Source organism: Paeniglutamicibacter sp. Y32M11, from assembly GCF_019285735.1.
Classification (GTDB): domain Bacteria; phylum Actinomycetota; class Actinomycetes; order Actinomycetales; family Micrococcaceae; genus Paeniglutamicibacter.
The window spans coordinates 124,858-147,571 of record NZ_CP079107.1 but is presented as its reverse complement, the minus strand read 5'-3'; the positions used below and the strand labels follow the sequence as shown (position 1 = coordinate 147,571).

Sequence of the window (22,714 nt, the reverse complement as noted above, 5' to 3'; positions counted from 1 at the left end):
CGTGGTGGTGAGGTGCGGGGGGGTGGGTAGCTGGCTAGCTGGCGACGGTGTGGCGCGCGAAGGCGCGCACCGTGGTGTCATCCCAGTGTTGTGCCGGAACCCCACCACCGAGCAGTTCGCGGATGAATACGGCACCGGCCGGGATCGGTGCGTTGGAGCCGGCAATGATCACGTTGCCGTGGCGCCTGCCCTTGAGCATGGTCGGGTCCGCGACGATGGCCACGTATTTAAAGACCGTACCGATGGTGGCTGCCTCGCGGCGGGCGTTTTCCAGCGCGGGAGTGTCCCCGCAGTTCACGATGTACAGGCCATCGGTATCCAGCACTCGGGCCGCCTGGGCGGTGAAGGCCAGCGTGGTCAGGTCCTTGGGTGTCTGGTCGCCGGCAAAAACGTCACGGATGATCAGATCGCGGGTGGCCTCGGTGAGCGTGCCCAATACCTCGCCGGCTTCACCCACCCGGATCCGCAGCAATGGCGCACGCGGCAGGTCAAACCAGGCCCGTACCAAGGCGGCGAGCTTGCCGTCGAGCTCCACCACCAGCTGCCGGGCGTTGGGGTACGTGTCGTCGGCCCAGCGAGCCATGGAGCAAGCCCCACCGCCCAGATGTAGGGCACGGAGCTTATAGCCCTGAGATTCAATCTGCCCCGGGTTGAAGCGAGAGCGGATGAGTGCGGCGATCCAGCGCATGTACTCGAAATCGAGGTGTCCCGGCGCTGCCAGGTCCACATGGGAGGAGGGCACATCGTTGATCCGCAGTAACCACCCGGTGGGCGAATAGGGGTCGCGTTCCAGTTCGGCTGTGCCGGTGTCGATGGGGTAAATGCCTTCGAGCGGGCCGTCTTCAGGTGCCGCGGGGGCATCGACAAGAACCGCGGCATTGTTCTTGGTCCGCTTGTTCTTGCCCTTAGCCACGAGTGCCACCGCGCCGAACCATCCGGACCTCGTTGAGCCCTGCCCAGTCATCCAGCAGGGCCTCAACGCGGCCGTCGGCCACGAAGCCCTGCTTGGCATAGAAAGCTTGGGCGCGCGGGTTGTTCTCCAATACCCAGAGCACAGCGTCGCGTTGGCCGAGTACCGTTTCCAGAAGTCGCGCGCCGAGGCCCGTGCCGTGGGCTAGCGCCAGCACGTAGAGCAGCTGCAGTTCGATGCCGATACCCGTATCTGCATCGTCGTCGGAGGCGGGTCCGCCCCCTGCAACACCGACCACCTCACCGTCAGCGGTGGAAGCAATCCACAGTTCGGCACCCTGGGCTAAACCACGGGTCCACCAGTCGGCTTGTTTCTCCAGCGAGGCACGAGCATTCTCGAAGAAGGAGGCCGGACGCTGGTCGGAATAGGTCTCTTCCCAGGCGCGAAGCTTCATCTCCAATGCTGCGGGGATATCTTCGGGCGTAGCGAGGCGGATGGCGTAGGGCTCTGTAGTCACAGGGGCAAGCCTATGTGCTGGTGTACCCTGCGGACGAAAACGGTGATGAAGCTCCCGCCCGATCCGCGTGTCTTAACGCACCAAAGCGAGGGCAAACCCGTCCCAGCCCTTGGCCCCCACCGTTTGAAGCGCCGTGGCGTCCACGCGCGGGTCCGCCGCTAGGCGATCAATTCCGGCGCGCACTCCGTTGATCAATCGTCCGGCATCGCTCAGCGCGTCACCAACATGCAGCACCGCGCCGGACCGCACCACATTGTCGACCACCAGCACAGTTCCGGGACGGCCGAGCATAATGGCGGAGTTTATGTAGTGTGGATTGTTTTCCTTGTCCGCGTCGATGAAGATCAGGTCGAACGGTTCGCAATCCTCGGCCAACATCGCGTCGAGTGTCTGCCGGGCCGCGCCGATACGAATATCAACGCGATCCCCCACCCCACAGGCTTTCAGATTATCCGCGGCCACCCGCGCGTGTAGCGGTTCGAACTCGCACGTGGTCACGTGCCCATCTGCGCCAACACCGCGGGCCAGCCAGGTCGTGGAGTACCCGCCCAAGGTTCCGATTTCCAGCACTCGTTTGGCGCCAGACATCTGCGCCAGGAGCATCAGGAACTTACCCTGCAGTTCGCTGACTTCGATATGTGGCAGACCTTCTCGCTCTGCGAGTTCCCGGGCGGCTGCCATGGCGGGATCCGGTTCTAGCAGCTTTGCGACTAAATAGGCGTCGATGTCGGTCGGGGTTACCGGTTCGGTTGGGGGCTCCATCATGATCACTCCTGCTCGCTGATGGCCTTTTCTAGACGGTCAATTTTTCCGCGTAATTCGCCGGTGTAGCCCGGGCGGATATCGGCCTTGAGAACCAGTGAAACCCTGGATCCATAGGCGGACACGGCCTCGGTCGCGCGCTTGACGACATCCATTACCTCATCCCATTCGCCCTCAATTTCGGTGAACATTGACGTGGTGGAATGGGGTAGTCCGGAGTCCCTGACCACCTTGACCGCAGCGGCAACCGCGTTGTGGACCGACCCGTCGGTGTTGTCGGTACTGGGCGCTAGCGAAAATGCAACAATCATGCTTCCACTGTGCCACCGTGGCACCAACATGTCACCCGCGCGTGTCACCAAAACGTCATGGAACTACGCTTAATCCCCCGCTCGACATCCCGAGAGAGCCGAGCTTTTTAGCCCCACCCCAGATAGCGCGACAGGGCAGCAGCTCCGGCACCCACCATGACGACCACAAGGAACGGAGCCCGCAGCAGCAGGGCGACTCCCGCAGCAACCAGTGCGGCGATCCGCGCGTCAAAGACCACCGAGGTCCCGGTGGCCACGGTGTTAACGAGGGTCAATGACGCCAGCAACCCAATGGTCAGGGTTCCGGCAGCGCGGGTCATTCGCTCGTTTTCGAGAATCCGTTCCGGAACCAGATAGCCCAAAAGTTTGGTTCCGTACGCCACGGCGCACCCGGCAAGAATCCACCACCAGAGCCCACTCATGCGATTTCCCCTCGAGTGCCGCGCGGTTTGACGTCCGGTTCGAGTCCTTCGTCGGAGGGACCGCGTCCGAAGTACCCCCACACGCCGGCCACGATCGCAGCAACAAGGATCGGCACGCCCGGCGGCACCAATGGGACGGCCAGGACCGTGACCAAGGCACACACCGAGGCGACGGCGATTGGCTCCGACGATTTCAAGCGGGGCCACAGCAGGCCCAAGAATGCTGCGACGGCAGCGCCGTCAAGACCCCAGGTTTTCGGATCCCCCATGGCGTCACCTAGGAGCGCGCCGACAATAGTAAAGATATTCCACAATATGTATACACCCATGCCAGCTACCCAGAAACCACGCTTTTGCTCCGCGGGTTCACCTTGTCCGGCGGCCGTGGCGGTGGATTCATCGATAGTGAGTTGAACCGCCAGTAGTTTCTTTAAACCTCGTGGCCTGATCATGGATTTGACCTGCATGCCATAAACGGCATTTCTGACGCCCAAGAGAGTTGCCGCGCCAAAAGCTGCCCCCGGGCTTCCGCCTCCCGCGATAACTCCGATGAAGGCGAATTGAGAGCCGCCGGTGAACATCAGCAGACTCAGCGCGGCGATCTGCCATACGTTCAGGCCAGCTGCAACACCGAGCGCCCCATAGGAGATGGCGTACAGCCCAGTGGCAACCGAGATGGATAGGCCGATCTTGGTTGCGGGGGTAAAAAATGTTGATGGCACGATCTCTAGCCTAGTCATTGATCCGCCCGGGCTCAGGACAAGCGCTGGTCCCGGGCCGGGGTGAGTTCGGCGATTTTATGCGTGGGATGCCTCGTAGCGAACCTTGAGAGTGCCGCGTTTGATCTTGGCCTCCATGATCCGGACGTCCTGCAGTACCCCCAGATCGCTGACGTGGGTACCACCGCAGGGCTCGGCATTAACCCCGTTGATGACCACCGTGCGGATTCCCGCCTCATCAAGGCTGCTGGTCACCGCCGCCCTGGTACCGACCAGGGTGACAAATCGATCTTGGAGCTCGGCGATGAGGGTGCCTCGGGATTCGGGAACACTCAAGTCCTCGGGCACCGAGGCGGGGTCAAAATCCAGCCGAGCTTGCCCCGGGAAGTGGCTGTGACCACTGTGCTCCCAGCCACGCTGCTCCCCGATGAATCCAATCAGGTGTCCTGCGGTGTGTAGCGCCGCGTGCAGCAGGCGCTTTTCGGGGTCTATCGCGGTATTCACCACGGTTCCCACGGTGTACGTGCCGGCGCCGCTGAGCACTACGAGGCCTGAGTCTTGGCGGCTCACGGTGACCTCGCGATCCTCCACGGTTCCGCTGTCTTCGAGCTGACCGCCACCACGAGGGTGGAAGATGTTTGGACTCACGGCGATCCAGGATTCACCGGCGTCGTCTTTGCCCGCGGCGATGACAGTGGCTGCTGTTGCGAAGAGGTACGTGTCGGAAAAATATGCGTTCAGTTGTTTCACGCGAAAAGTCTATGCCTTTGGTTTGGGCACAGCCGCCCGAGCCGTTGGATCGCGACTAGGCGAGCCCGAGGTGTTTTTTGATGAGTGCGGGAACATTGCTGGTGATCTGGGTGACTCCGAGCCCCACAAGATAGCTGGCGTCGCTGGGCTCATCCACTGTCCACACACGGAAGGTCGCACCGCGTTCCAGCCATTGTCCGGTCACCTCCGGGTATTTACGCACGTAGGCAATTCCCGGGCCAGCCAGTTGTGGGGCCCCGGAATTAAGAAGTTCAACACCGTCGGTCATGGCCTGTGCCAGCACCTCGGCCACCGCCGCCCTGTCTTTGTCACCCGCCTTGATCAGCTCCTCGATCCAATCCTCATCAACCTCGGTAACCAACTGGCAAAGGTGTTGGGGAGAAATTCTTTCCATCAGGTATCGCACCGAGTCTGGGTCAAAACTCATAAATGAAATGTAGACCTCTCCCACCATGGAGGTCTTCGCATCCCAACCCAGTGCTTCAAGCTCCAACAACATGGCGTCCTCCAGCCCACGGCCGAAGGGACTCGGGTGCTTAATCTCAACAGCCAGCCCCACCGAGCGCTCCGCCGCCCGCAGTAGCCCGACAAGTTCACCGAGGGTCACCAACTGCTCATGAATTGAACCGTAGGTGGCGGGAATCTCCGAGTTCTTCCACGAGGAAAAATCCATCGCTCGCAGTTCCGCGAGAGTCTTTTCGCCGACTTTTCCACTGGAGTTCGAGGTCCGATCAACAGTCGGGTCGTGATGGCACACCACAAAGCCATCGGAGCTCAGGTGAATATCGCATTCGATGCCATCGGCACCGTCAGCAAGTGCCTGTTGGTAGGCGGCACGGGTGTTTTCTGCATAGGCCTTCGATGATCCGCGGTGGGCGTAAACAAGGGTTCGCATGCCTTTTACGCTACCGCTGGCCGCTAGCTCCCGCGCCGTGTGCCGCGCCAACTCGATGGTGAACTATCGTTGAATCCTGTCCGATCACGCCGTCCAGGCAGAGGGAGCCACTACCCATGACGTCATCCGGATTCGGCTTGGCCGCTGTCAACGACGCAGCCAAGGCAGTCGCCCTGCGAAAGATGAAACGCCTTGCCACGGGCCTTTTGATCATCATGGCCGTGATCTTCGCCGTGGCTTTCGCCCTGCAGGGGCGTTATCCGTGGCTGGAGTATGTGCGTGCCGCGGCCGAGGGCGGCATGGTGGGCGCACTGGCCGACTGGTTTGCGGTGACGGCACTCTTTAAGCACCCGATAGGCCTAAAAATCCCGCATACCGCGATCATCCCGCGGAAGAAGGACCAGATTGGCGAGAGCCTGGGACAGTTTGTTCAGGAGAATTTCCTTTCCCGCGACGTGATCGAGACGAAGCTTCAGCAATTTGATGTCGCCCGTAGCGCCGGAGGATGGCTAGCCAAGGAGGATTCAGCCACCCGGGTCGCCCAGGAGGTTGCTACAGCCGTGGGAGCCGTGCTTGAGGTACTCGATGATCGTGACGTATTGGCCCTTCTGGAGTCGCTGGCCAAAAAGCACATGCTCGCACCCGAGTGGTCATCAACGTTGGGTCGGATCATGCAGCGGGTCATCATCGACGGGCATCACAAACCTGCGGTGGACCTTTTGGCCGAACGGGCCGAGCAATGGGTAACCGCCAACCGATCCATGATCGTTTCCTTGGTATCCGAGCGCTCCCCCTCGTGGGTTCCCTCCGTGGTTGATACCTTGTTGGGCGAAAAGCTTTATCGGGAATCCCAGAAGTTCGTCCAAGGAGTCCGCAACGATCCCGAGCATTCTCTGCGCCTGAGCATCGATACGTGGCTGGAAAAGTTCGCCACGGACATGCAATCGGATGAAGAAATGATCGAGCGGGTCGAGGCACTCAAACACTCATTGTTGGGCGACGCCCAACTGCGCGAGTTGGCCGCGACCAGCTGGTCCTCGATCAAGGCAGCACTCGTTGACGCCATGGAGAACCCCGAGTCTGAGCTTCGCCGTTCGTTGATTGCCGCCATCCGCGACTTTGGCTCGCGATTGCACGACGATGAGCACCTGGCCCTCAAGGTCAATATCTGGGCGCTCAACGCGGTGGGCTACGTCGTGGAGAACTACCGGGGGCAGATCACGTCGCTGATCACCGACACCGTTGCACGTTGGGACGGAAAGGAAACCAGCGAAAAGATCGAGTTGCAGGTGGGCCGAGACCTTCAGTTCATCCGCATCAACGGTACGGTCGTCGGCTCCCTGGCCGGCCTGGTAATTTTCAGCCTGGCCAACGCGCTACTGCGTTAGCGCTCTTCGCCGGTCCCGAGGCTGCTCGCGCGGCGGCTGCGCTCTGCTTCGATGTCTGCCTCAACCTCGGCGAGCGCTGTTCCCGCTTCCAACTCTCCGGCTAATAGCCCGGGGATGCTGGTGGGCATGCTGCCAAAGGCCAACCCCGCGGCTTCAACTACCTTCTTGCCCAGGAATCGGTTGCCGAAGCCACCTACCGCAGCTCCGATTCCGAAGGGAACCAGCCGACCGAACATCGAGGCCCCCTGCGTGGCGAGCATCTTCTTCATGAAGGTCCGCTGCATGGTGCCTTGCATGGTCGTCCATAGGCTGGACTGTTTGTTGGCCCCAAACATCGCTGCCCACCCCTTGACGGGGCCTGAACCACGACCCGCGACCTGATGGGTTAGCGCAGAAATCATCGAGCTTCCCTCATCACCCATGAGAATGGCCATGACCAGCAGCCGTGATTTATCTGGATCTTCGGTCGTAATCCCGTGCAACTCGGCGAGCGCTTGAGCATAGAGTGCACTCGCTTCGAGGAAACCGACGGTTGCGGCGGCGGAGAAGCCCAACGCAGCTACGGTTCCGACACCTGGAATAGCTGCCGTGGCACCCACGGCAGCTCCGGACCCGGTGATGGTGAGCAGGTAGTCCCGTTCAACGATCTTGGCGAGTTCAGCGGCGGTGAAGGTGGGGTTTTTGCGGCGTAAGCGGCGCAGGTAGGCCAGAACCAGGGGCCGCTGAACGCTGACTGCCTTCATAATGGCACCCTGAAGCCCAGGAGCGGGTTTGCCGTTGGGACCAATGACACTGGAGGTAATGGGGTTCTTTTTCATCCTGCTCCGACTCTATCGGCACTGGGTGGCTACAGAAAACGAAATTTTCGCTCGGCATAAGTAAACAATCCCTGGCTGACCATTTGCTGGGCAAAACTAAAACCGTAAAAACCTTTCCCTTTACTGTTTTATAGATACGCTGGAATTCTCACCCCACTCCATCAGGTTTTCCGCTCCCACGAAAAGGTCACCCCGTGAATTTCGCAGAAACGCTTTGGTCAATGATCGTTATCTTTTTCTTCCTGTCTTACCTGGTGGTGATGTTCCAAATTGTCGGCGACCTCTTTAGGGATTCGGATCTCAGCGGTTGGATCAAGGCACTGTGGATTCTTTTACTCATCGCACTGCCTGTGCTGACCTCGCTCGTCTATCTGGTGTTACGCGGTAGCGGGATGGCCCTGCGTCAGCAATCCCGTGCCGAGCAAGCCGCCAACAGCACCACGGACTACCTTCGTTCGGTCACAGGAACAAGCGATCCGGCCAAACAGATCCTCGAAGCCAAGTCACTTCTAGATTCTGGAACGATCACGGAAGCCGAATTCGGCATTCTTAAGGCCAAGGCCCTCGCCTAGGCCTAGGCTAGGGCCTTCAGGCTGATATGGAGCGGCAATCACATTTGAATATTGCCACTCCAGCTCTCTGTCTGCCTGAGTCCGCCTGAGAAGGGTTGTTAGCGACCTACTCGCACGGTCGCGGGCAACGCGCTGGTTTGAGTATTGCGCACCGCCGCACGCAATGAAACGAAAAGTAGCACCACCCCAACGCTCAGCGCGATGTGCCCCATTCCGGCAATGCCAGCGAAGGCCGCCGAGCTAGCATCAACATCCAGCACCACCAGTGTTCCCTTCACCAGCATCATCGCGCCGGTCAGAGCCACACCGAGCGTCCACATCCAGTAGAACCAGGAAAAGGCCCGCGGCGCGGCGACGGAGAGGGAAAAGAGCTTCTCCAGTGCCAAGACGATGAGCAGGAACATGAACCCCAGCACCAGCAGGTGGGTATGGACCAGTGGCAGCTGGGAAGCCGAGCGGTCTGTAAAGTCGTAAAACTTCGTCAGCTCTCGGTAGTAGAGACCGGAGAGGACTCCGCTGATTCCAAAGGCAAAGGCCGTATACATCAATCTCAACATGGTGAGTGTTATTCCTGTCGGTACTGCCCGGGTGATGAGGTTTCGGCGGTCAGGGCCCCTCGGGCTTGGGCCCGACCGCTTTATACCTCTCACTTTGCCCGGTGATGACCTCTCCCGGATCAACCATCCGGTTGATCCTGCGGCCCGGCTCGCAACATCAGGACGCACGGTCTCCAGGCAGGTAATGCTTGTAGAAACTTCGTACGTCCCGGCGTTCGTCGGGACCGAAACCATGGCCCATTTCCGGGTAGGTGCGTGCCGTCAGTGTCGTGTTTTCCTGCAACCACTCACGCGTATATGCAACTGCAGCGGAATTGATCACCACATCATAGGGATCCCGTCCCCAGAAGAACGGGACACCAGTTCCTTCCTCCGGTGAAACATCTGTGAGCGACAGCAGTTCGTTGGACAGCACGAAGCCGCTGAGCCCCACGATCGTGGCGTAGCTTCCGGGTCGCAGTCGGTGCAAGGTTGTCGCCATCGCCATGCCCTGGGAATGGCCCAGCAGGCTGATGGTGCGATAACCCAGTGCGTACAGATCCTGCCAATCAAGGACCTTTTGGGCGGCCGCGACCACCTGGGAAAAATCATTGGTCAGGAAGTAGTCCAACAGGAACCACCCGTGATCGCCCCCGACATCCATGTGCCCGCGCAACGCAACACCGGTGGCGGTGGCCGGCAGCTGATCGAACCAGCCGAGCATACGTTCGGGGTTTGAACCATAACCATGCAAAACGACCACCAGGTCGGTGCCCGCGCGCTGGTCTTCGGGCCGTGAGTAGATTCCCTCATCCATAAAACCAATCTAGCGGCTCGCACCGGCCAAAAGTTCCGTAGAGAATCCGGCATCGATTCGCGCTCGTGATCCGAGGCGTCGCATACTGGGGCGCATGAGAATCGATTCGTTGGATGTGTCCCTGATCGAGCTGTATACCGATTTTCCGGGCATTGGGGTCATGGAGTGTTCCAAACGTCTGGGCGTTGCCCGGGGAACCGTACAAAATCGCCTAAACCGCTTGCACGAGTCGGGTGTCATCACCCGCATCGCCCCACACATCGATGCCGCCGCCATGGGATACCCGGTCACGGCGTTCTGCTCGTTGCGGATCCAACAAAATCTCGGGCACTCAGGCATGGCCGAAAAGCTTGCCCAGATCCCGGAGATTCTCGAACTGCACACGGTTTCGGGATCCAGTGACTTCCTCGTGAAGATTGTTGCTCGATCCACCGCTGATCTTCAGCGGGTATTTGATGCGATCTCCGCCACCGAGGGCATGGACAGAAGCTCCTCCTCCATCGTTCTGGCATCCCACTTCGAGAACAGGATCATCCCCTTGGCTAGGGAGGCCGCACAACAGGGCCTGGAAACAGCAGCCGAGCCGGCGCAGGAGGAGCGAATCGACTCGCTGCGCAATGGCGGTAGGCTGAATGCAGCCGGAAAGAACAGTGGACAGAATGTCCAGTAATCCGCGCCGCGAGCTGCTCCTTATGTACATCCTGTGCGGTGTTTTGTGGTGCGGTTGACCCGATTGGGCAGACTTCCTTAGCTTATGTGAGTCACGTCACCGGCGACGTGCAAGCGATTTACTCTTCTGGAGGCACCACCCATGAGCATTGTCCAGCGCACATCCCTGCAAGCCATCCCCGCATACAAGCAGGGAGCAACACCGGGGCAGGGCGAGAAGGCCTTTAAGCTCTCCTCCAACGAAAACCCTTACCCTCCGCTCGAATCGGTGATGAGTGGGATGGCTGCCGAGCTGGGCACCATCAACCAGTACCCGAATGCCGCGGCCCCCGAACTGATCGGTGCCCTGGCCAGCCGGCTCGACGTCGAGGCCCAATGCATTGCCCTGGGTGCGGGATCCGTTGAGGTCGCCGGTCAATTGATTCACGGGACGGCAAATCCCGGCGACGAGGTGATCTTCGCCTGGCGCTCCTTTGAGGCCTACCCCATCCTCGCCCATGTCGCGGGGGCCACCCCGGTGATGGTTCCCTCGGATGCCGACGGCGGCCACGATCTGGTGGCCATGGCCGAGGCCATCACCGAACGCACCGCCCTGATCTTCATCTGTAACCCCAACAACCCCACCGGTACGGTGGTGGATACCGCATCGGTTGACGCCTTTATGGCGAAGGTTCCAGCCCACGTGCTGGTCGTCATCGACGAGGCCTACGTCCACTTCAACACCGATGCGGATTCGGCCGTGGGCTTGGACTTCTTCCGCCGCTACCCCAACGTCGCGGTGCTGCACACTTTCTCCAAGGCCTATGGGCTGGCCGGCCTGCGCATCGGCTATGCCGTGGCACCACCTCAGGTCGCAGCAAACCTGCGCAAGACAGCCGTTCCCTTCGGAGTCAGTGCCCTCGCCCAGCGCGCTGCCGTCCTCAGCCTCGAGCACGAAGATGAATTGCAGCTGCGCATCAACGAGCTCATCCAGGCACGCGAAACTCTGCAGAACGCACTGCACGCTGCCGATATCAACGTCATTGATTCACAAGCCAACTTCATCTGGCTACCCACCGGGGCAGCAACCGAAGACGTTGATACACAACTTCGCGCCGCGGGGATCTGGGCGCGCGCTTTTGCCGGGGAAGGCATTCGCATTTCCATCGGTTCCCCCGAGGCCAACCATGCCATCGCTAGTGCCGTGATCAACGCACTGCAGGAAGCGTCCACACATGCTTAACACCACCGCCCGACCCAAGACCACCAGTCTGAGTACCCGACAAATCACCATGATGGGCATCGGGGGCGCCATTGGAGCCGGCCTGTTTATCGGGTCGGGGCAAGCCGTGGCCGTCGCCGGCCCCAGCGTCATCTTGGCCTTCGCCTTGGCGGGGCTGCTGGTCATTTTGATCATGAACATGCTCGGTGAGATGGCTGCCGCCAACCCGTCCTCGGGCTCATTCTCCGTATATGCCACCCGGGCCATGGGTCCCAATGCCGGGGCCATCATCGGCTGGCTGTACTGGATCCAGGGCGTCATCGTGATCGCGGCCGAGGCTACCGGAGCCGCTGCCATCGTCGGAAGCTGGTTCCCCGATGTTTCTCAGGGAACGTGGTCACTGATCTTTGTTGCCCTTTTGACCGCGGTGAATCTGGCCAATGTGGCACGCTTCGGCCAATTCGAGTACTGGTTCTCTTTCCTCAAGGTCGCCGCCATCATGGCATTCCTGGCCGTGGGCATCGCGCTGGTCTTCGGATTAATACCCGGTGTTGAAGCAACGGGGATTTCCAACCTGGTGGCCAACGGCGGCTTCCTGCCTAACGGCGTGGTGGGCCTGTGTGCCGGACTTCTGATGGTCATCTTCGCCTTTGGCGGTATCGAGATAGTGGCCATCGCCGCGGCGGAAAGTGATGACCCACGTACCTCTATCCGCAAGGCCGTGCGTGGAGTGCTCTTCCGAGTTTTGGTCTTCTACGTTGGCTCCGCTCTAGTGATGGTCTCGGTACTGCCCTGGACGTCGCCGGAGCTTGCCGCATCCCCGTTCGTCGCGGTGCTCACCTTTGCCAACATCCCGTGGATCGATTCGATCATGGCCCTGGTGGTGGTCGTTGCCCTGCTCTCGGCGATGAACGCGAACATCTATGCCGCCTCGCGCATGCTTCTTTCGCTTTCCGAACGTGGCATTGCCCCGCGCGTGATCCAGCGACGCAGTCGAAGCAACAACCCCTATGTCGCCGTGGCCGCGTCGGTCATCCTATGCTCTGGTGCCGTGGTGATGAACTACGTGGCACCCGATGTGGTGATGCCGATGCTGCTGAACGCGGTGGGTTCCACGCTGTTGGTCACCTGGGGATTCATTGCCCTCTCGCAGTTGATCCTGCGCATTCGTGCCGACCGAGATCCCTCGATCCACCTGCCGGTCCGCATGCCACTGTTCCCCTATCTGTCGATTCTGGCGCTGCTGATGCTCTCAGGCATCGTGGTCCTGGCCCTCTTTGATCCGGCCAGCCGGACACAGTTGCTGATGACCCTAGGACTCACCGTTGTCATTGGTGTGCTTAATGCGCTGGCTCAGCGCCGCTCTCAGCGCCTTGGCACGGCGGTGAGCATCGGGGACGACTCCGCGGCCCAGCGCACCGAGGAATCCGAACACCACGGCGCGTCCTAGGCCGAAGACAAAAGCTGGCTGCGTGCTCCGAAAGAATCGGAGCACGCAGCCAGCTTTGTACGTTCGGGCATTTAGCTCTCGAGCTTGATATCCACCCAGACCAGTCGGTGGTCGCTGCTGACCGGAGGCCACGTAGAGACCAGGTCGGCTCCCACCTGACCTGCGGCCGGCCAATAGACCCCGGCGTCGCGCACCGGCAGTCCCACCGAGGGCAGGACGTAGTCCACGCGCAGCACTCCGGTACTCGGGCCGAAGTCGGCGGTACCCAGCGGATTGTGGGCGGCGGCCAGTCGGCGAAGCTCCGGGCTGAGCTCCTGAGCCTGGCTGGCGGGCAGCGGATCAACGAGCAACGGATTTTCCTGCAATGCGGTAATGGCCGCCGGGTTGGAGCCACCGGATGTCGCGTCGGAGTTCAAGTCACCCAGCACCACAAACGTGCTGCCCGTCGCCAGCGGGCCGCGCGCTCCGGCATCGTCGTAGATGTATTCGCCGGCCCCGTCGGCACCGAGATAGTCGTTCAGCAGGCGGATCTCATCGTGGTTACGGCGCTGGTTGCGTTTTTCGCTGCCGTCAAAGACCGGCGGCGTGGGATGCGCGGCGATCACGTGGATTAGCTTGCCATCCACGGAGATGGGCACATCCCACATGGACTTACTCGGTAGGGGCAGCACCGATTGGATCAGCTCGCCGTAGTAGTCGGTGGGCAGCGATGAATCTGGCATGTCCTTCCAGAGGAAGTTCTGGAAGGTGCGAATATGATCGGTGTCGATGGGGTACTTGGAATAGAGCACCATGGCGTACTGACCCTCGAAGTCACCGAAGCCCAGCGCGTCCCCGGGTCCGCCAATGACGCCATCTGCGTCAAGGTCCGCCCCGCTGGGGATGCCCGTGTTTGAGGGCGCGGCGTAGGTGTACGGGTAATCGATGGGGTTCGCTCCGCGTTGGGAACGGTTCAGGTAATTGGTATTAAAGTTCTGTGCCGCAGCTCCGGTGGCGTCGTAGTCAAACTCATTGAGCAACAGCACATCCGGCGCATTTCGCTGGATAATCTCGGCCACGGCCTTGGCTTGAGCGTCCAAGGACGTGGACAAGTCCAATGCCAACTGGCCGGCATTCGGGCGATTTAGCGAGGCGTTAAACGTCGCAACGCGCAGGGATGAGGGGGCCATTAACTCTCGGGAATCCGTGAAGGGCAGCGTCGAGACTCTCGGCGGTTGCACGATGGCGGGGTTCACAACGCTGAGGGTTTGTGCTTGCGCCGGAACGGCACCGCCCACCGCGGCCGCCGTGAGGCTTACGGCCAGCAGGGCCGTCAGGATCGAGTATCGCACGCTCCCACACTAAGGCGCGCAAGCTACGTTCCGGTAGGTTTGGGATTACTCAACCCGTAGGTTTTTCTTCCGGCGCAATACCCCAGCCGCTGCGGCACCTATTTGCGCACGTGCGCAGCCTTGCGATTGGCCTCAAGAATTTCCTGCATGTACGGGGCTCGAACGTCCGCAGAAATGCGGCAATCCACCAAGAAGACTCCGTGCGCTCCCTCGGCGACCCAACGATCTAGCTCCGCCAGATCCTCCAAGGCCCGCACCTTGGTTGCCCGTGCACCCAGACCGCGAGCCACCGCGGCAAAGTCGACCTCGGGGATCAGCATGGGCTCCTCGTGCAAGCCGATGGATCCATACTGATGAATTTCTGCCCCATAGGCAGCGTCGTTGTAAATGACGATGATGCCACTGCGCACCGTGCGGATAACAGATTCCAGGTCGGCCAGGCCCATCAGGAAGCCGCCGTCACCGCTGGCCAATACGACCGTTGAATTCGGCGCAGCCACACCCGCACCCACCGCGGAGGCCAGACCCAGCCCGATGCTCTGGTAGGCGGTTCCCACCATGCTCAGGGCGTGTGGGCCCGGGACGTCCCAGTACATCGGACCCCATCCGATGAAGTGGCCACCGTCCTGCACCACCACGCGGTCCGCCGGGATCATGGTGTTCAGGATGCGAGCCACCGCGCGTGGATCCAGCAGGCCGTCCGCGGCGATCGGGTCACCCGGAGCATGATCGTTGATCCGCGTGAGCCGCGGGGCCACAGAATCCACCCACCGGTTTCCGGGAGCGCGTTCGGTCAGTTGCTGGAGCAGTCCCCTAACAACGGCAGAGACATCGCCCCGCACGAAGGTATCAACGCGAGGATTAGTCGGAGCCGGGGCAACATCAACCTGAAGGATGTGGGCTGACGCATTCAGCAGATCGCCGAATCGCATGGTGAATTGATTCAGTGATGCCCCGAGGACCAGCACCACGTCCGCCTCGTGGATCAGGGCGGCGGTTTCGGCCGAGGAGAATCCACCGGTAATGCCCAGATCCCCTCGGCGACCGGTCAGCAGATTCGGCGCCAGTGCGGTGCTTGAGCTCAGCGCCCCGAGTGAATCGGCGAGCGCGGCGATCGCCTGGGCCGCGTTCGAGAGGCGAGCGCCGCGGCCGTAAATCACCAGCGGGCGCTTAGCCTCATTCAGCGCGGCGGCGGCCTGAGTCACTAGCTGATTATCGGCACTCTGGTAGCTGGGTTCGTGCTGGAAGTCGGCCAGCGAAATCTGCGATTCCTCGGCAGCTTCGTCGGCGACGATGTCATAGGGAATCGAGATGACCACAGCAGTGCGTTCCCGCAGCGCGTGGGCAACCGCGGCATAGGTAGTGGCCATCGGGGATAACGCGTCAATGACAAAGGTCGTCGCCCCGACGGCGTTGTTGATAGCTGTCTGGTCGATATCCCAGCCCCTGGCGCCGGTGGAGGGCTGGCCCCCGGTGAGGAGAACCAGCGGAACTCGCGCCTTGGCGGCTTCGGCCAGTGGGGTGATGGCGTTGCTAAACCCGGCACCGTAGGTGGTGGTGGCGATTGCCAGCTTTCCGGTGATCCGGTAGTAGGCATCCGCGGCGCTGACGGCCGCGGATTCGTGGCGTACGGCGGTGAAGCCGAACCCCGAACGCACGGCGGCGTCAAGGAAGTGGGCATTGCCATTTCCCATCACGCCGAAGATTTCTGAGGTGCAGGTTAAAAGGGCGCGGGAAACGGCAGCAGAAACTGAAGACATTTTTGAGACTTTCGAATGCAGCAAATAAAAGGCCATATTCGTCTTCGGGCGATCCGCCCGGATTTCGCCCATTTTTAGAGCGACGGCCAGAACTTCAGAAACGTTCCGCCTGACGCATCAACAATAACCGTGCCACCGCGTGATGTGCAACACCAATTGCAACAAGGCGCACGCAGGAGAGGGTCCTAGGACGCGGCGAGCATCGTTGCGAAGGCGCCGCACACGAGGCTCGCGCACGTTCTCGAACCCAACTCGTTGACACGCTTACTAGTTAGGCATACAGTCTAGCTATGCCCACCACCACCTCCACGCCAACCGAAGTTGCCGACTGGCCAAGCGATTGGCTCCGCGCCGCACTCGGGCTATGCACCCTGCAAGCCCTCGAAGCCGGGCCCACCTACGGATACGCCATCATCGCGGAACTGGCCGAGGCCGGGCTGGGAAAAGTGAAGGGCGGAACGCTCTACCCACTCCTCACTCGCTTCGAAACCGCCGGATGGCTCGAGGTCGAATGGCGTCCGGGCGAGGCCGGACCCGGGCGCAAGTACTTCGCACTCACCGAGCTCGGTCGTTCCGAACTGAGCCGCCAACGCACAGCCTGGAACACGTTCACATCCATCACCACAACGTTTCTCGCCACGTAAGTAGCTAAAGCACTAGGGAGCAACCATGATCACCAGCAAGGACCAGAAATGGATCGACACCCTCATCCTGGAGCTACGCCTTCGTGATGTCAGCGGTGCGGGAATCGGCGACACCATCGCCAGCGTGAAGGAGTTTCTCGCAGACTCTGGCGAAGAGGCTCAGGTGGCATTCGGCACACCGGCCGAATACGCCAAGAGCCTCGATCTGTCATCCATCGCCGAGCCGGTCTCTCTTCGCGGGACAATCTTGCGTTCAGGCATCGGGGTCCTGGCGTTTCTCGCCTTTGCTCAAGCCATCGTGCCCTGGCTCGAAGGAGAGAAGCTCGGACTAGGGGCCCTCCAGCTCATCTTGCTTGCGGTGCCCGCGCTCGCTGTCCTCTGCCTGCCATTACTTTTGGAGAAACTGCTCCGCAACTTCTGGCTTCTTGCTCTACTCTTCGGAGTCTGCATTACCTCCGGCATCTTTGCGGCCATCACTGCTCCGAGAGATCACGGCAACGCCTGGCTGTTAATTGATCCCGCAGTCGTGTTGATCGTGAGCTCGGTACTGATGGTTGCCGTCTCCATCGCGGGAACCAGCGACGCCATGAATATCAAAAATGACACGATTCGCGAACCCTTTGAGACATCGGCGACAATTCGAAAAAATGAAAGGACCTCGCGGATCATCGGTGTTCTTGTCGCGTGGATGTTCCCGATATCTGCAGTGCTGTTCCTCGGCCTCGATCTCTTGATCCGCTAGAAATCCCGCGTAACGCCGGGGCATCTCAGCTCAGCTTGGCCGATCCTCCCGAAGCGCATCGGGCAAGCTACGGGCGTATAGGCCGAAAAGTGTGTCCGCGAGGGGCCTGCTTCCCAACGATGGCGCAGTAGAACGAGGTTTCTTATACCTTTGAGCCATTAACCGTGAATGGTTCTGGAAAATCGAAGCAATGTGAAGTATGCGGATCTGCCCTGAAACGCAATGGAAAGACCTCAGTCGGAACCCAACGCTGGAGGTGCATCCACTGCGGGGCCAGCAGTGTCAAGAAGCGCCCTGACCTGAAACGTCGAGCCGAGCTAAACCTGTTCCTCCAATGGATCTTGGGGAAACAGTCCCAGGCCTCCTACAACCCCGGCACGGGTAGAACCCTCCGACATAACACCCAGTGGTGTTGGGCGATCGAACCATCCCTAGCGCCCACCGGCGAAGTCCACCTGCAGATCCAAATGGACGGCATCTATCTAGGACGTGGGTGGTGTTGCCTGATCGCGATTGCCAACGGCAAAACCATTGGCTGGCAGTGGTGCGATAGTGAAAAGAGGGTGGCCTGGATAGCGTTGCTGGAACAGTTCCCAGCACCCCGGGTCGTGATCATTGACGGTGGCTCTGGGCTAGCGGCAGCACTGTCGCAAGCGTGGCCAGAGACTCGCGTTCAACGCTGCCTGGTCCATGTCCAACGCAACGTGCGCACTTATCTGACCCTGCGACCACGAACGGACGCGGGAAGAGCCCTTCGGCGAATTTCCCTTGCCCTGACACGCATCAAGACCCGAGAACACGCCACCCAGTGGATGCAAGCGCTGCAGGAATGGCACCACACCTTCGGGGACGTGATCAAGGAACGCACCTACCCGGCGGGACCTGGCGGCCACCGGCCCAAAGGTGTGAAGCCCACCCAAACCTGGTGGTACACCCACACTCGCCTACGTTCGGCCTACAAACTCCTCGAACGGCTGGTGCGCAGTGGTGAGCTCTTCACCTACCTGGAGCCAGAATTTGATGGGCTGGCCATCGCTTCGACAACCAACCACATCGAGGGCGGCGTTAACACTCAGCTCCGTGCGCTGCTGCGCGGGCACCGTGGCATGCCGCCGGCCCATGCGAAACGGGCGGTCGAATGGTGGCTCTACTCCCACAGTGAGAAACCAACTGAACCGCACACTCTCATCCGGCCTGAACACCTCAACACGAAACCAGTGAAGAAGCAGATCCAGGAGGAAACGATTGGGCCGGAACTCATCGGCACCGCACTGACTGAAGCCGAAGGGCTCTGGGTCAGAAAAGGATGGGCCGGCAGACCCTGCTGAATCATGCTCTGACATGGCACAGCCCCGGGTGACACACCCGGGGCAGACACACTTTTTTGCCTATAAGCCAAGCTACGAGAAGGGCTCGACCATTAAACAGAAAGCGGTTCCGGACTGTATTTCTACAGTCCGGAACCGCTTTTCTGTGCGCCCTGCGGGGGTCGAACCCGCGACCAATGGATTAAAAGTCCAGTGCTCTACCAACTGAGCTAAAGGCGCATCGGCACTTGGCCAACACCAATATTAGCGGAAAACCAGAGCTCGTCGGGACACCCCGCCGAAAATGTCCGGTATTTGATCAAACGACGTCCATCTCGTCTCCAACCCTCGCAGTTCGCCTACGGCACCACGATGAGCAAGTATCCAGCTCGGCGGAGTATTCTCGAGCCCATGAAGGGCCACCCAGCTACAACTCCCCCGGCAAGTACATTCCGACACCACAAACCCAAACCTTTTGCACCCATGGACTTCGATCCATTTGAGGGCGGCGCGGATCCCGCACGAATTTCCGAGGCCGCACACCTTTCCGCCCATGCCCTGGTGCAGGCGGGAAAAAACAACGACGACCCGGAGGTCCGCGGACGACTGGTCCGGCTAGCCGAGGACGAAGGCCTAGAGGTCATTGCCGAGCTTTGGGCCAATGCGCCGGCACGTTCACTTCCCGGAGCCCTCTGGCGCCTCTACGCCATCCGCGCAGCCACCATAAACAATCCGGCCTCCATGGCCTCATTTTTTGCCTCGGGAGCGCTCCAGGCGCAGGCCGAGCGCGTGGTTGCCGGCGCTGCGGAGCCGCCGGGTGCCGAGGAACTGTGCGAAATGACCAGTTCCATCCTCACCGGAGCCTTTGACGGTGCTTTTGATGTCGCACTCGAACGCACTGCCGCCTACTGCCGCGTCATCGCGCTCGGCCAAGCGGAACAGGCCGATGCCGCAGAACTTTCCCACACCGAACGGGCCACACTGATGACATCGCGTGCGCTCGCCCTGGTCAAAACGGCCGAGGACCTCGAAGCGTCGGCTCTGTCGTGGCGACGCGGAGAACTGGACTGAGATCTCCTTCACGCCGAGGGCGAATAGGAGCTCCCGGTGTTGACAGCGGCGGCTCTCTTCTAGAAAACTAGAGGCACGATGCCGGACCGCGGCAGCCCCGGGCTCCAACTTTCAGCCGCTACGAGCGGCCTTCCGCCGAGAGGCGCTCCCGGTTCGGCATCGGCTAACAACTTTCCCCTCCCCCAGCCGGACACGGGGAGAACTCTGAAGTGCCGAGCGCCGAACTTGTTAACCTTGATTGCGTAAACTGTTCTCCGTCCCGCTCTTCCAATTCCATCCGGTGGTTGCTACGTGAAGTTAAGATTGTTCCCTTCGGACACGCGTGGGCTAGAGCTTCTGCAAAAGCTGGCCGCCGAAGTCAAGATCTGCGTTGATGTACTCTCGGAAATGCTCGGTTCCAGCGAGGACCGCACCGAACACCTTGAGGCGCTGAGCGCCGCCGAAATCAGGACCACGGATCTGCACTATGCGGTACTGACTCACCTGCGCACCAGTTACGTTAACCCGCTGCCGCGCGAGGACATCTACACTTTTTCTCGACTCCTCAACGAAGCCGTCGAGCAGCTGGTAGCCGCGGGAGGGCTGATTTCGCACTTGGGCAATCTGGTTCTTTCCCATCACGCCGCCGACCAGCTCGAGCTCATCGGGCGGCAAGCGGAACTGACCACCAGTGCTCTGTGCAATCTTCAGCAGCTTGATGATCTGGAAGATCTCTGGCTGGATCTGGTGCGCGTCTCCAAACGGGCCCACCGCACACACAACACCTGGTTGGGTGAGATCGGCGATTTGAGCAAGGCGAGCGCCATCATCCGCCACCGTTCGATCGCCGACCAGTTCTTGGCTTCGGTGCAGTCGCAGCGCGCCATCGCGGACCACCTGGGTCGCGTCCTGGTCAAGGAATCCTGAGCCGCACGTGGTTACTGGCCAATCTTTTTTGATGGTCGTGGTGCTCGTTTGCATCTGCGCCTTCGCCTTCCTCAACGGATTCCGAGATGCCTCGAACTCCGTGGCCGTTGCTGTCCGCAATAAGGCGCTGACCCCGGGCATTGCCGTCCTTGTCGCCGCATTCTTCACCCTTGTTGGCACCATGCTTTCGACAAGTTTTGGTGTGTATCTGATCTCCACCGTGGAGCTCGCCCTACCCGACGGGGACCATGGGCTGACCCTGTTACTCGCCGGATTGCTCGCGGGCGGCGCCTGGGGGTTGCTGTGTTGGTGGCGCGGACTACCCATGTCTTCAACACATTCCCTGGTTGCAGGGCTGGCCGGGGCCAGCGGCGCCTCGGCCTTGATGGGGGACGACGGGATGCACGGTGCCTGGCGGATGCTCGCTGGCGGCGTGCTGTTGCCGCTGCTCATCACTCCGCTACTGGCTTTCACGCTGTCGTACCTCTTGGTGATACCCGCAACCTGGATGATGCGCCATTCGAGTTCCTCGGACGTCAACGGCATCTCCAGGGCCGGACAATCAATTGCCGCATGTGCCGTGGCGCTGGGTCACGGAATGCAGGACGGGCAGCGCACCGGCGCAATGCTGACCTTGGCCCTGGTCACGGCCGGCGCCGCGCATCCGGACGGCATCATGCTGGGCCCTCAATTGGTCGGAGCCCTCTGTCTGTCGGCCGGCGTCCTCTTTGGCGGCTGGCGGATTGCCCACACCATCGCCTACCGGCTGGTGAGCATGGACCCGCTGCGCGGGATGGTGGCTCAATCCGTCTCCGCGGCTATGCTCTTCGTCGGTGCCATGCTCATCCACCTGCCCATCTCCACCACCCAGGCCGTCACCAGCTCGATTGTGGGCGCAGGTTCCAACCAGCCCTTTGAGTCGGTCATGTGGTTGCACGTGCGCCGCGTACTGCGCCACTGGCTGGCCACCCCGCTGGTGTGCGTCCTGGCCGGTGGAACACTGTTCCTGGCCATGCACCCACTGTTGAGCTAAGGGGTCCGGAGCGCTTCGGGCATCGGCAGCCGAAGCGCTGTGGCGATCCTTTCGAGTTCCGACCAGGTTCGCGCGTTCACGGTGATAGTGGATTGATAAGGATCGTCGCCCGTTGGCACGCGACCTTCCCCGGGCACCCGGATTGGCTCACCGCCTTCGGCTGGTTCCGCGGACTTCACATGGGCGATGAACTCCTCCACCTGCGCGGTGAAGTCGTCGAGCTCGCGCAGCTGTGCCACGTCGATTCCGATGATCAGGGTTCCCTGGGCATCGGCCGATGTCCGTTCCGAAACTGTCGCTGAGCCAGAAAGCGCCCCGCCCAGTGCCTCGACGAGCAGCGAAAGCCCAAATCCTTTAAAGCCACCAAAGGGCTTCAACAGCCCATCGGGTGTCACCCATTCCTCTGGCAGTTCGGTGCCACGGTCCCGTTCCTCGGCCAGCCGGCCGCTGGCCACGGAGCTGGTGGCGAAGTCGATGACCAGATGCGGGGAGCGCGCGCGTGGGACTCCCGCGGCGATCGGGTTGGTGGACAGCCTGGCCCGGGTACCACCGGGTGGCACCACCACCTGTCCGGCACCGTTGTTGTTTCCGAAGATGAGGGTGGCGACTCCGGCCTGGGCTGCTTCCTCGCAGAAGGGAGCCAACCGTCCGGCGTACTCGCTGTTGCGCACCGCCACCGCGGATATCCCGTAGGCCTTGGCGCGGGTGATGGCCAGCGCCGTGGCGTCACGCAGCGCCAGGTGCCCGTAGGTGCCGTTTGCGTTGATCCGCAGCAGGGAGCCGGTATCAAGCTCGATCGATGCCAGCGCCGCGGGCTTCGCATAGCCGCTCAGCGCGCGGTCCACATACTCGGGAAGCCGACGCATGCCGTGTGAGGGGTGCTGGGCCAGTTCGGAATCGATGAGCTGATCCGCCATGTAGGCGGCGTCCTGCGCGGACGCACCGACCGCGCTCATGGCCTTGAGCACCATCTCGTGCAGCGCCGCAGTGGTGCTGGTGTATTGCAGCGCGGGAGATTGCTGGTTCACGTGGCGTCCTTCGTTTCGGGATCCTTGGCTGGCTTCCCAGCCTACCCGCGCCGCCCCGGCCGCCGGCCTCGAGGGTAGGCACCCGCTCACGCTGTCTGGCCATCAGCCGTGGGCGCTTAAACGCAGCAACGGCA

The 22,714-nt window shown here is 61.1% G+C and carries 25 protein-coding genes and 1 tRNA gene; 11 read left to right on the top strand and 15 right to left on the bottom strand.

From position 1 onward, the window contains the following. Positions 1-34: 34 nt before the first annotated feature. The 8 genes from KUF55_RS00690 to KUF55_RS00655 all read right to left on the bottom strand — a co-directional run bounded on the left by KUF55_RS00690 (position 35) and on the right by KUF55_RS00655 (position 5,307). Positions 35-922, bottom strand: a complete 888-nt coding sequence (locus KUF55_RS00690) for a spermidine synthase (protein ID WP_370630935.1) — start codon at positions 920-922, stop codon at positions 35-37. Beyond that, the gene (locus KUF55_RS00685; RefSeq protein WP_255557202.1) at positions 906-1,427 is read right to left on the bottom strand and encodes a GNAT family N-acetyltransferase; all 522 of its coding nucleotides are present in this window, start codon (positions 1,425-1,427) and stop codon (positions 906-908) included. The genes KUF55_RS00690 and KUF55_RS00685 overlap by 17 nt, the downstream gene beginning before the upstream one ends. Positions 1,428-1,499: 72 nt before the next feature. Next, positions 1,500-2,189 carry an O-methyltransferase gene (locus KUF55_RS00680; protein ID WP_132364566.1) on the bottom strand — a complete coding sequence of 230 codons (690 nt, stop codon included), beginning with the start codon at positions 2,187-2,189 and terminating at the stop codon, positions 1,500-1,502. A 5-nt stretch (positions 2,190-2,194) separates the two neighbouring features. After that, a complete protein-coding gene (locus KUF55_RS00675; protein WP_218817687.1) occupies positions 2,195-2,500 on the bottom strand; it encodes a thiamine-binding protein in 306 nt (101 codons plus the stop codon). Positions 2,501-2,607: 107 nt separating this feature from the next. Then, a complete protein-coding gene (locus tag KUF55_RS00670; RefSeq protein ID WP_218817686.1) occupies positions 2,608-2,922 on the bottom strand; it encodes an AzlD domain-containing protein in 315 nt (104 codons plus the stop codon). Continuing rightward, positions 2,919-3,644, bottom strand: a complete 726-nt coding sequence (locus KUF55_RS00665; RefSeq protein ID WP_255557200.1) for an AzlC family ABC transporter permease — start codon at positions 3,642-3,644, stop codon at positions 2,919-2,921. Before KUF55_RS00665 ends, KUF55_RS00670 begins: the two co-directional genes overlap by 4 nt. A gap of 75 nt (positions 3,645-3,719) precedes the next feature. Next, positions 3,720-4,391: a hypothetical protein gene (locus tag KUF55_RS00660; RefSeq protein ID WP_132364096.1), complete on the bottom strand. Its 672-nt coding sequence runs from the start codon at positions 4,389-4,391 to the stop codon at positions 3,720-3,722. A 55-nt stretch (positions 4,392-4,446) separates the two neighbouring features. Continuing rightward, positions 4,447-5,307 carry a glycerophosphodiester phosphodiesterase family protein gene (locus tag KUF55_RS00655; RefSeq protein ID WP_218817684.1) on the bottom strand — a complete coding sequence of 287 codons (861 nt, stop codon included), beginning with the start codon at positions 5,305-5,307 and terminating at the stop codon, positions 4,447-4,449. A gap of 116 nt (positions 5,308-5,423) precedes the next feature. Here KUF55_RS00655 and KUF55_RS00650 point away from each other — a divergent pair, with 116 nt between their 5' ends. Further along, positions 5,424-6,695: a DUF445 domain-containing protein gene (locus KUF55_RS00650; RefSeq protein WP_218817683.1), complete on the top strand. Its 1,272-nt coding sequence runs from the start codon at positions 5,424-5,426 to the stop codon at positions 6,693-6,695. Here KUF55_RS00650 and KUF55_RS00645 read toward each other — a convergent pair. Continuing rightward, complete coding sequence (locus tag KUF55_RS00645; protein ID WP_132364090.1) at positions 6,692-7,513, bottom strand: hypothetical protein; 822 nt, start codon at positions 7,511-7,513, stop codon at positions 6,692-6,694. The genes KUF55_RS00650 and KUF55_RS00645 overlap by 4 nt on opposite strands. 221 nt (positions 7,514-7,734) lie before the next feature. On the opposite strand from KUF55_RS00645, the gene KUF55_RS00640 reads away from it, so the two are divergent. After that, the gene (locus KUF55_RS00640; protein ID WP_255557199.1) at positions 7,735-8,085 is read left to right on the top strand and encodes a PLDc N-terminal domain-containing protein; all 351 of its coding nucleotides are present in this window, start codon (positions 7,735-7,737) and stop codon (positions 8,083-8,085) included. Positions 8,086-8,183: 98 nt separating this feature from the next. Here KUF55_RS00640 and KUF55_RS00635 read toward each other — a convergent pair whose 3' ends face one another. Beyond that, on the bottom strand, positions 8,184-8,642 hold the full coding sequence (locus KUF55_RS00635; protein ID WP_218817681.1) for a DUF2871 domain-containing protein: 459 nt from the start codon (positions 8,640-8,642) through the stop codon (positions 8,184-8,186). Between the two features lie 157 nt (positions 8,643-8,799). Beyond that, entirely contained in the window at positions 8,800-9,438 is a 639-nt protein-coding gene (locus tag KUF55_RS00630; protein WP_132364084.1) for an alpha/beta hydrolase, read from the bottom strand. Between the two features lie 94 nt (positions 9,439-9,532). Here KUF55_RS00630 and KUF55_RS00625 point away from each other — a divergent pair, with 94 nt between their 5' ends. The 3 genes from KUF55_RS00625 (at position 9,533) to KUF55_RS00615 (ending at position 12,758) form a co-directional block, all read left to right on the top strand. After that, on the top strand, positions 9,533-10,108 hold the full coding sequence (locus KUF55_RS00625; protein WP_218817680.1) for an Lrp/AsnC family transcriptional regulator: 576 nt from the start codon (positions 9,533-9,535) through the stop codon (positions 10,106-10,108). A 141-nt stretch (positions 10,109-10,249) separates the two neighbouring features. Further along, positions 10,250-11,329, top strand: a complete 1,080-nt coding sequence (gene hisC, locus KUF55_RS00620) for a histidinol-phosphate transaminase (RefSeq protein ID WP_218817679.1) — start codon at positions 10,250-10,252, stop codon at positions 11,327-11,329. Then, the gene (locus tag KUF55_RS00615) at positions 11,322-12,758 is read left to right on the top strand and encodes an amino acid permease (RefSeq protein WP_218817678.1); all 1,437 of its coding nucleotides are present in this window, start codon (positions 11,322-11,324) and stop codon (positions 12,756-12,758) included. The genes hisC and KUF55_RS00615 overlap by 8 nt, the downstream gene beginning before the upstream one ends. 71 nt (positions 12,759-12,829) lie before the next feature. Here the strand turns inward: KUF55_RS00615 and KUF55_RS00610 are convergent, their stop codons facing one another. Together KUF55_RS00610 and KUF55_RS00605 are read right to left on the bottom strand one after the other, a co-directional pair. After that, entirely contained in the window at positions 12,830-14,089 is a 1,260-nt protein-coding gene (locus KUF55_RS00610; RefSeq protein ID WP_218817677.1) for an endonuclease/exonuclease/phosphatase family protein, read from the bottom strand. A gap of 98 nt (positions 14,090-14,187) precedes the next feature. Beyond that, positions 14,188-15,849 carry a thiamine pyrophosphate-binding protein gene (locus tag KUF55_RS00605; protein WP_218817676.1) on the bottom strand — a complete coding sequence of 554 codons (1,662 nt, stop codon included), beginning with the start codon at positions 15,847-15,849 and terminating at the stop codon, positions 14,188-14,190. Between the two features lie 290 nt (positions 15,850-16,139). Here KUF55_RS00605 and KUF55_RS00600 point away from each other — a divergent pair, with 290 nt between their 5' ends. The 3 genes from KUF55_RS00600 to KUF55_RS00590 all read left to right on the top strand — a co-directional run bounded on the left by KUF55_RS00600 (position 16,140) and on the right by KUF55_RS00590 (position 18,563). After that, positions 16,140-16,493, top strand: coding sequence for a PadR family transcriptional regulator (locus tag KUF55_RS00600; RefSeq protein ID WP_218817675.1), 354 nt, complete (start codon positions 16,140-16,142; stop codon positions 16,491-16,493). A 25-nt stretch (positions 16,494-16,518) separates the two neighbouring features. After that, a complete protein-coding gene (locus KUF55_RS00595; protein WP_218817674.1) occupies positions 16,519-17,235 on the top strand; it encodes a hypothetical protein in 717 nt (238 codons plus the stop codon). A 164-nt stretch (positions 17,236-17,399) separates the two neighbouring features. Further along, entirely contained in the window at positions 17,400-18,563 is a 1,164-nt protein-coding gene (locus KUF55_RS00590; RefSeq protein ID WP_218817664.1) for an IS1249 family transposase, read from the top strand. A 146-nt stretch (positions 18,564-18,709) separates the two neighbouring features. Here the strand turns inward: KUF55_RS00590 and KUF55_RS00585 are convergent. Next, positions 18,710-18,782: transfer RNA gene (locus KUF55_RS00585), tRNA-Lys, on the bottom strand. Positions 18,783-18,953: 171 nt separating this feature from the next. Between KUF55_RS00585 and KUF55_RS00580 the strand changes: the two genes are divergently transcribed. The 3 genes from KUF55_RS00580 (at position 18,954) to KUF55_RS00570 (ending at position 21,552) form a co-directional block, all read left to right on the top strand. Continuing rightward, complete coding sequence (locus KUF55_RS00580; RefSeq protein ID WP_132364068.1) at positions 18,954-19,613, top strand: hypothetical protein; 660 nt, start codon at positions 18,954-18,956, stop codon at positions 19,611-19,613. Positions 19,614-19,904: 291 nt separating this feature from the next. Continuing rightward, positions 19,905-20,519, top strand: a complete 615-nt coding sequence (locus tag KUF55_RS00575; RefSeq protein ID WP_132364066.1) for a hypothetical protein — start codon at positions 19,905-19,907, stop codon at positions 20,517-20,519. A gap of 7 nt (positions 20,520-20,526) precedes the next feature. Then, positions 20,527-21,552: an inorganic phosphate transporter gene (locus KUF55_RS00570; protein ID WP_218817673.1), complete on the top strand. Its 1,026-nt coding sequence runs from the start codon at positions 20,527-20,529 to the stop codon at positions 21,550-21,552. On the opposite strand, the gene KUF55_RS00565 is transcribed toward KUF55_RS00570, so the two are convergent. Beyond that, a complete protein-coding gene (locus tag KUF55_RS00565) occupies positions 21,549-22,580 on the bottom strand; it encodes an Ldh family oxidoreductase (RefSeq protein ID WP_132364062.1) in 1,032 nt (343 codons plus the stop codon). The genes KUF55_RS00570 and KUF55_RS00565 overlap by 4 nt on opposite strands. Between the last annotated feature and the right edge of the window lie 134 nt (positions 22,581-22,714).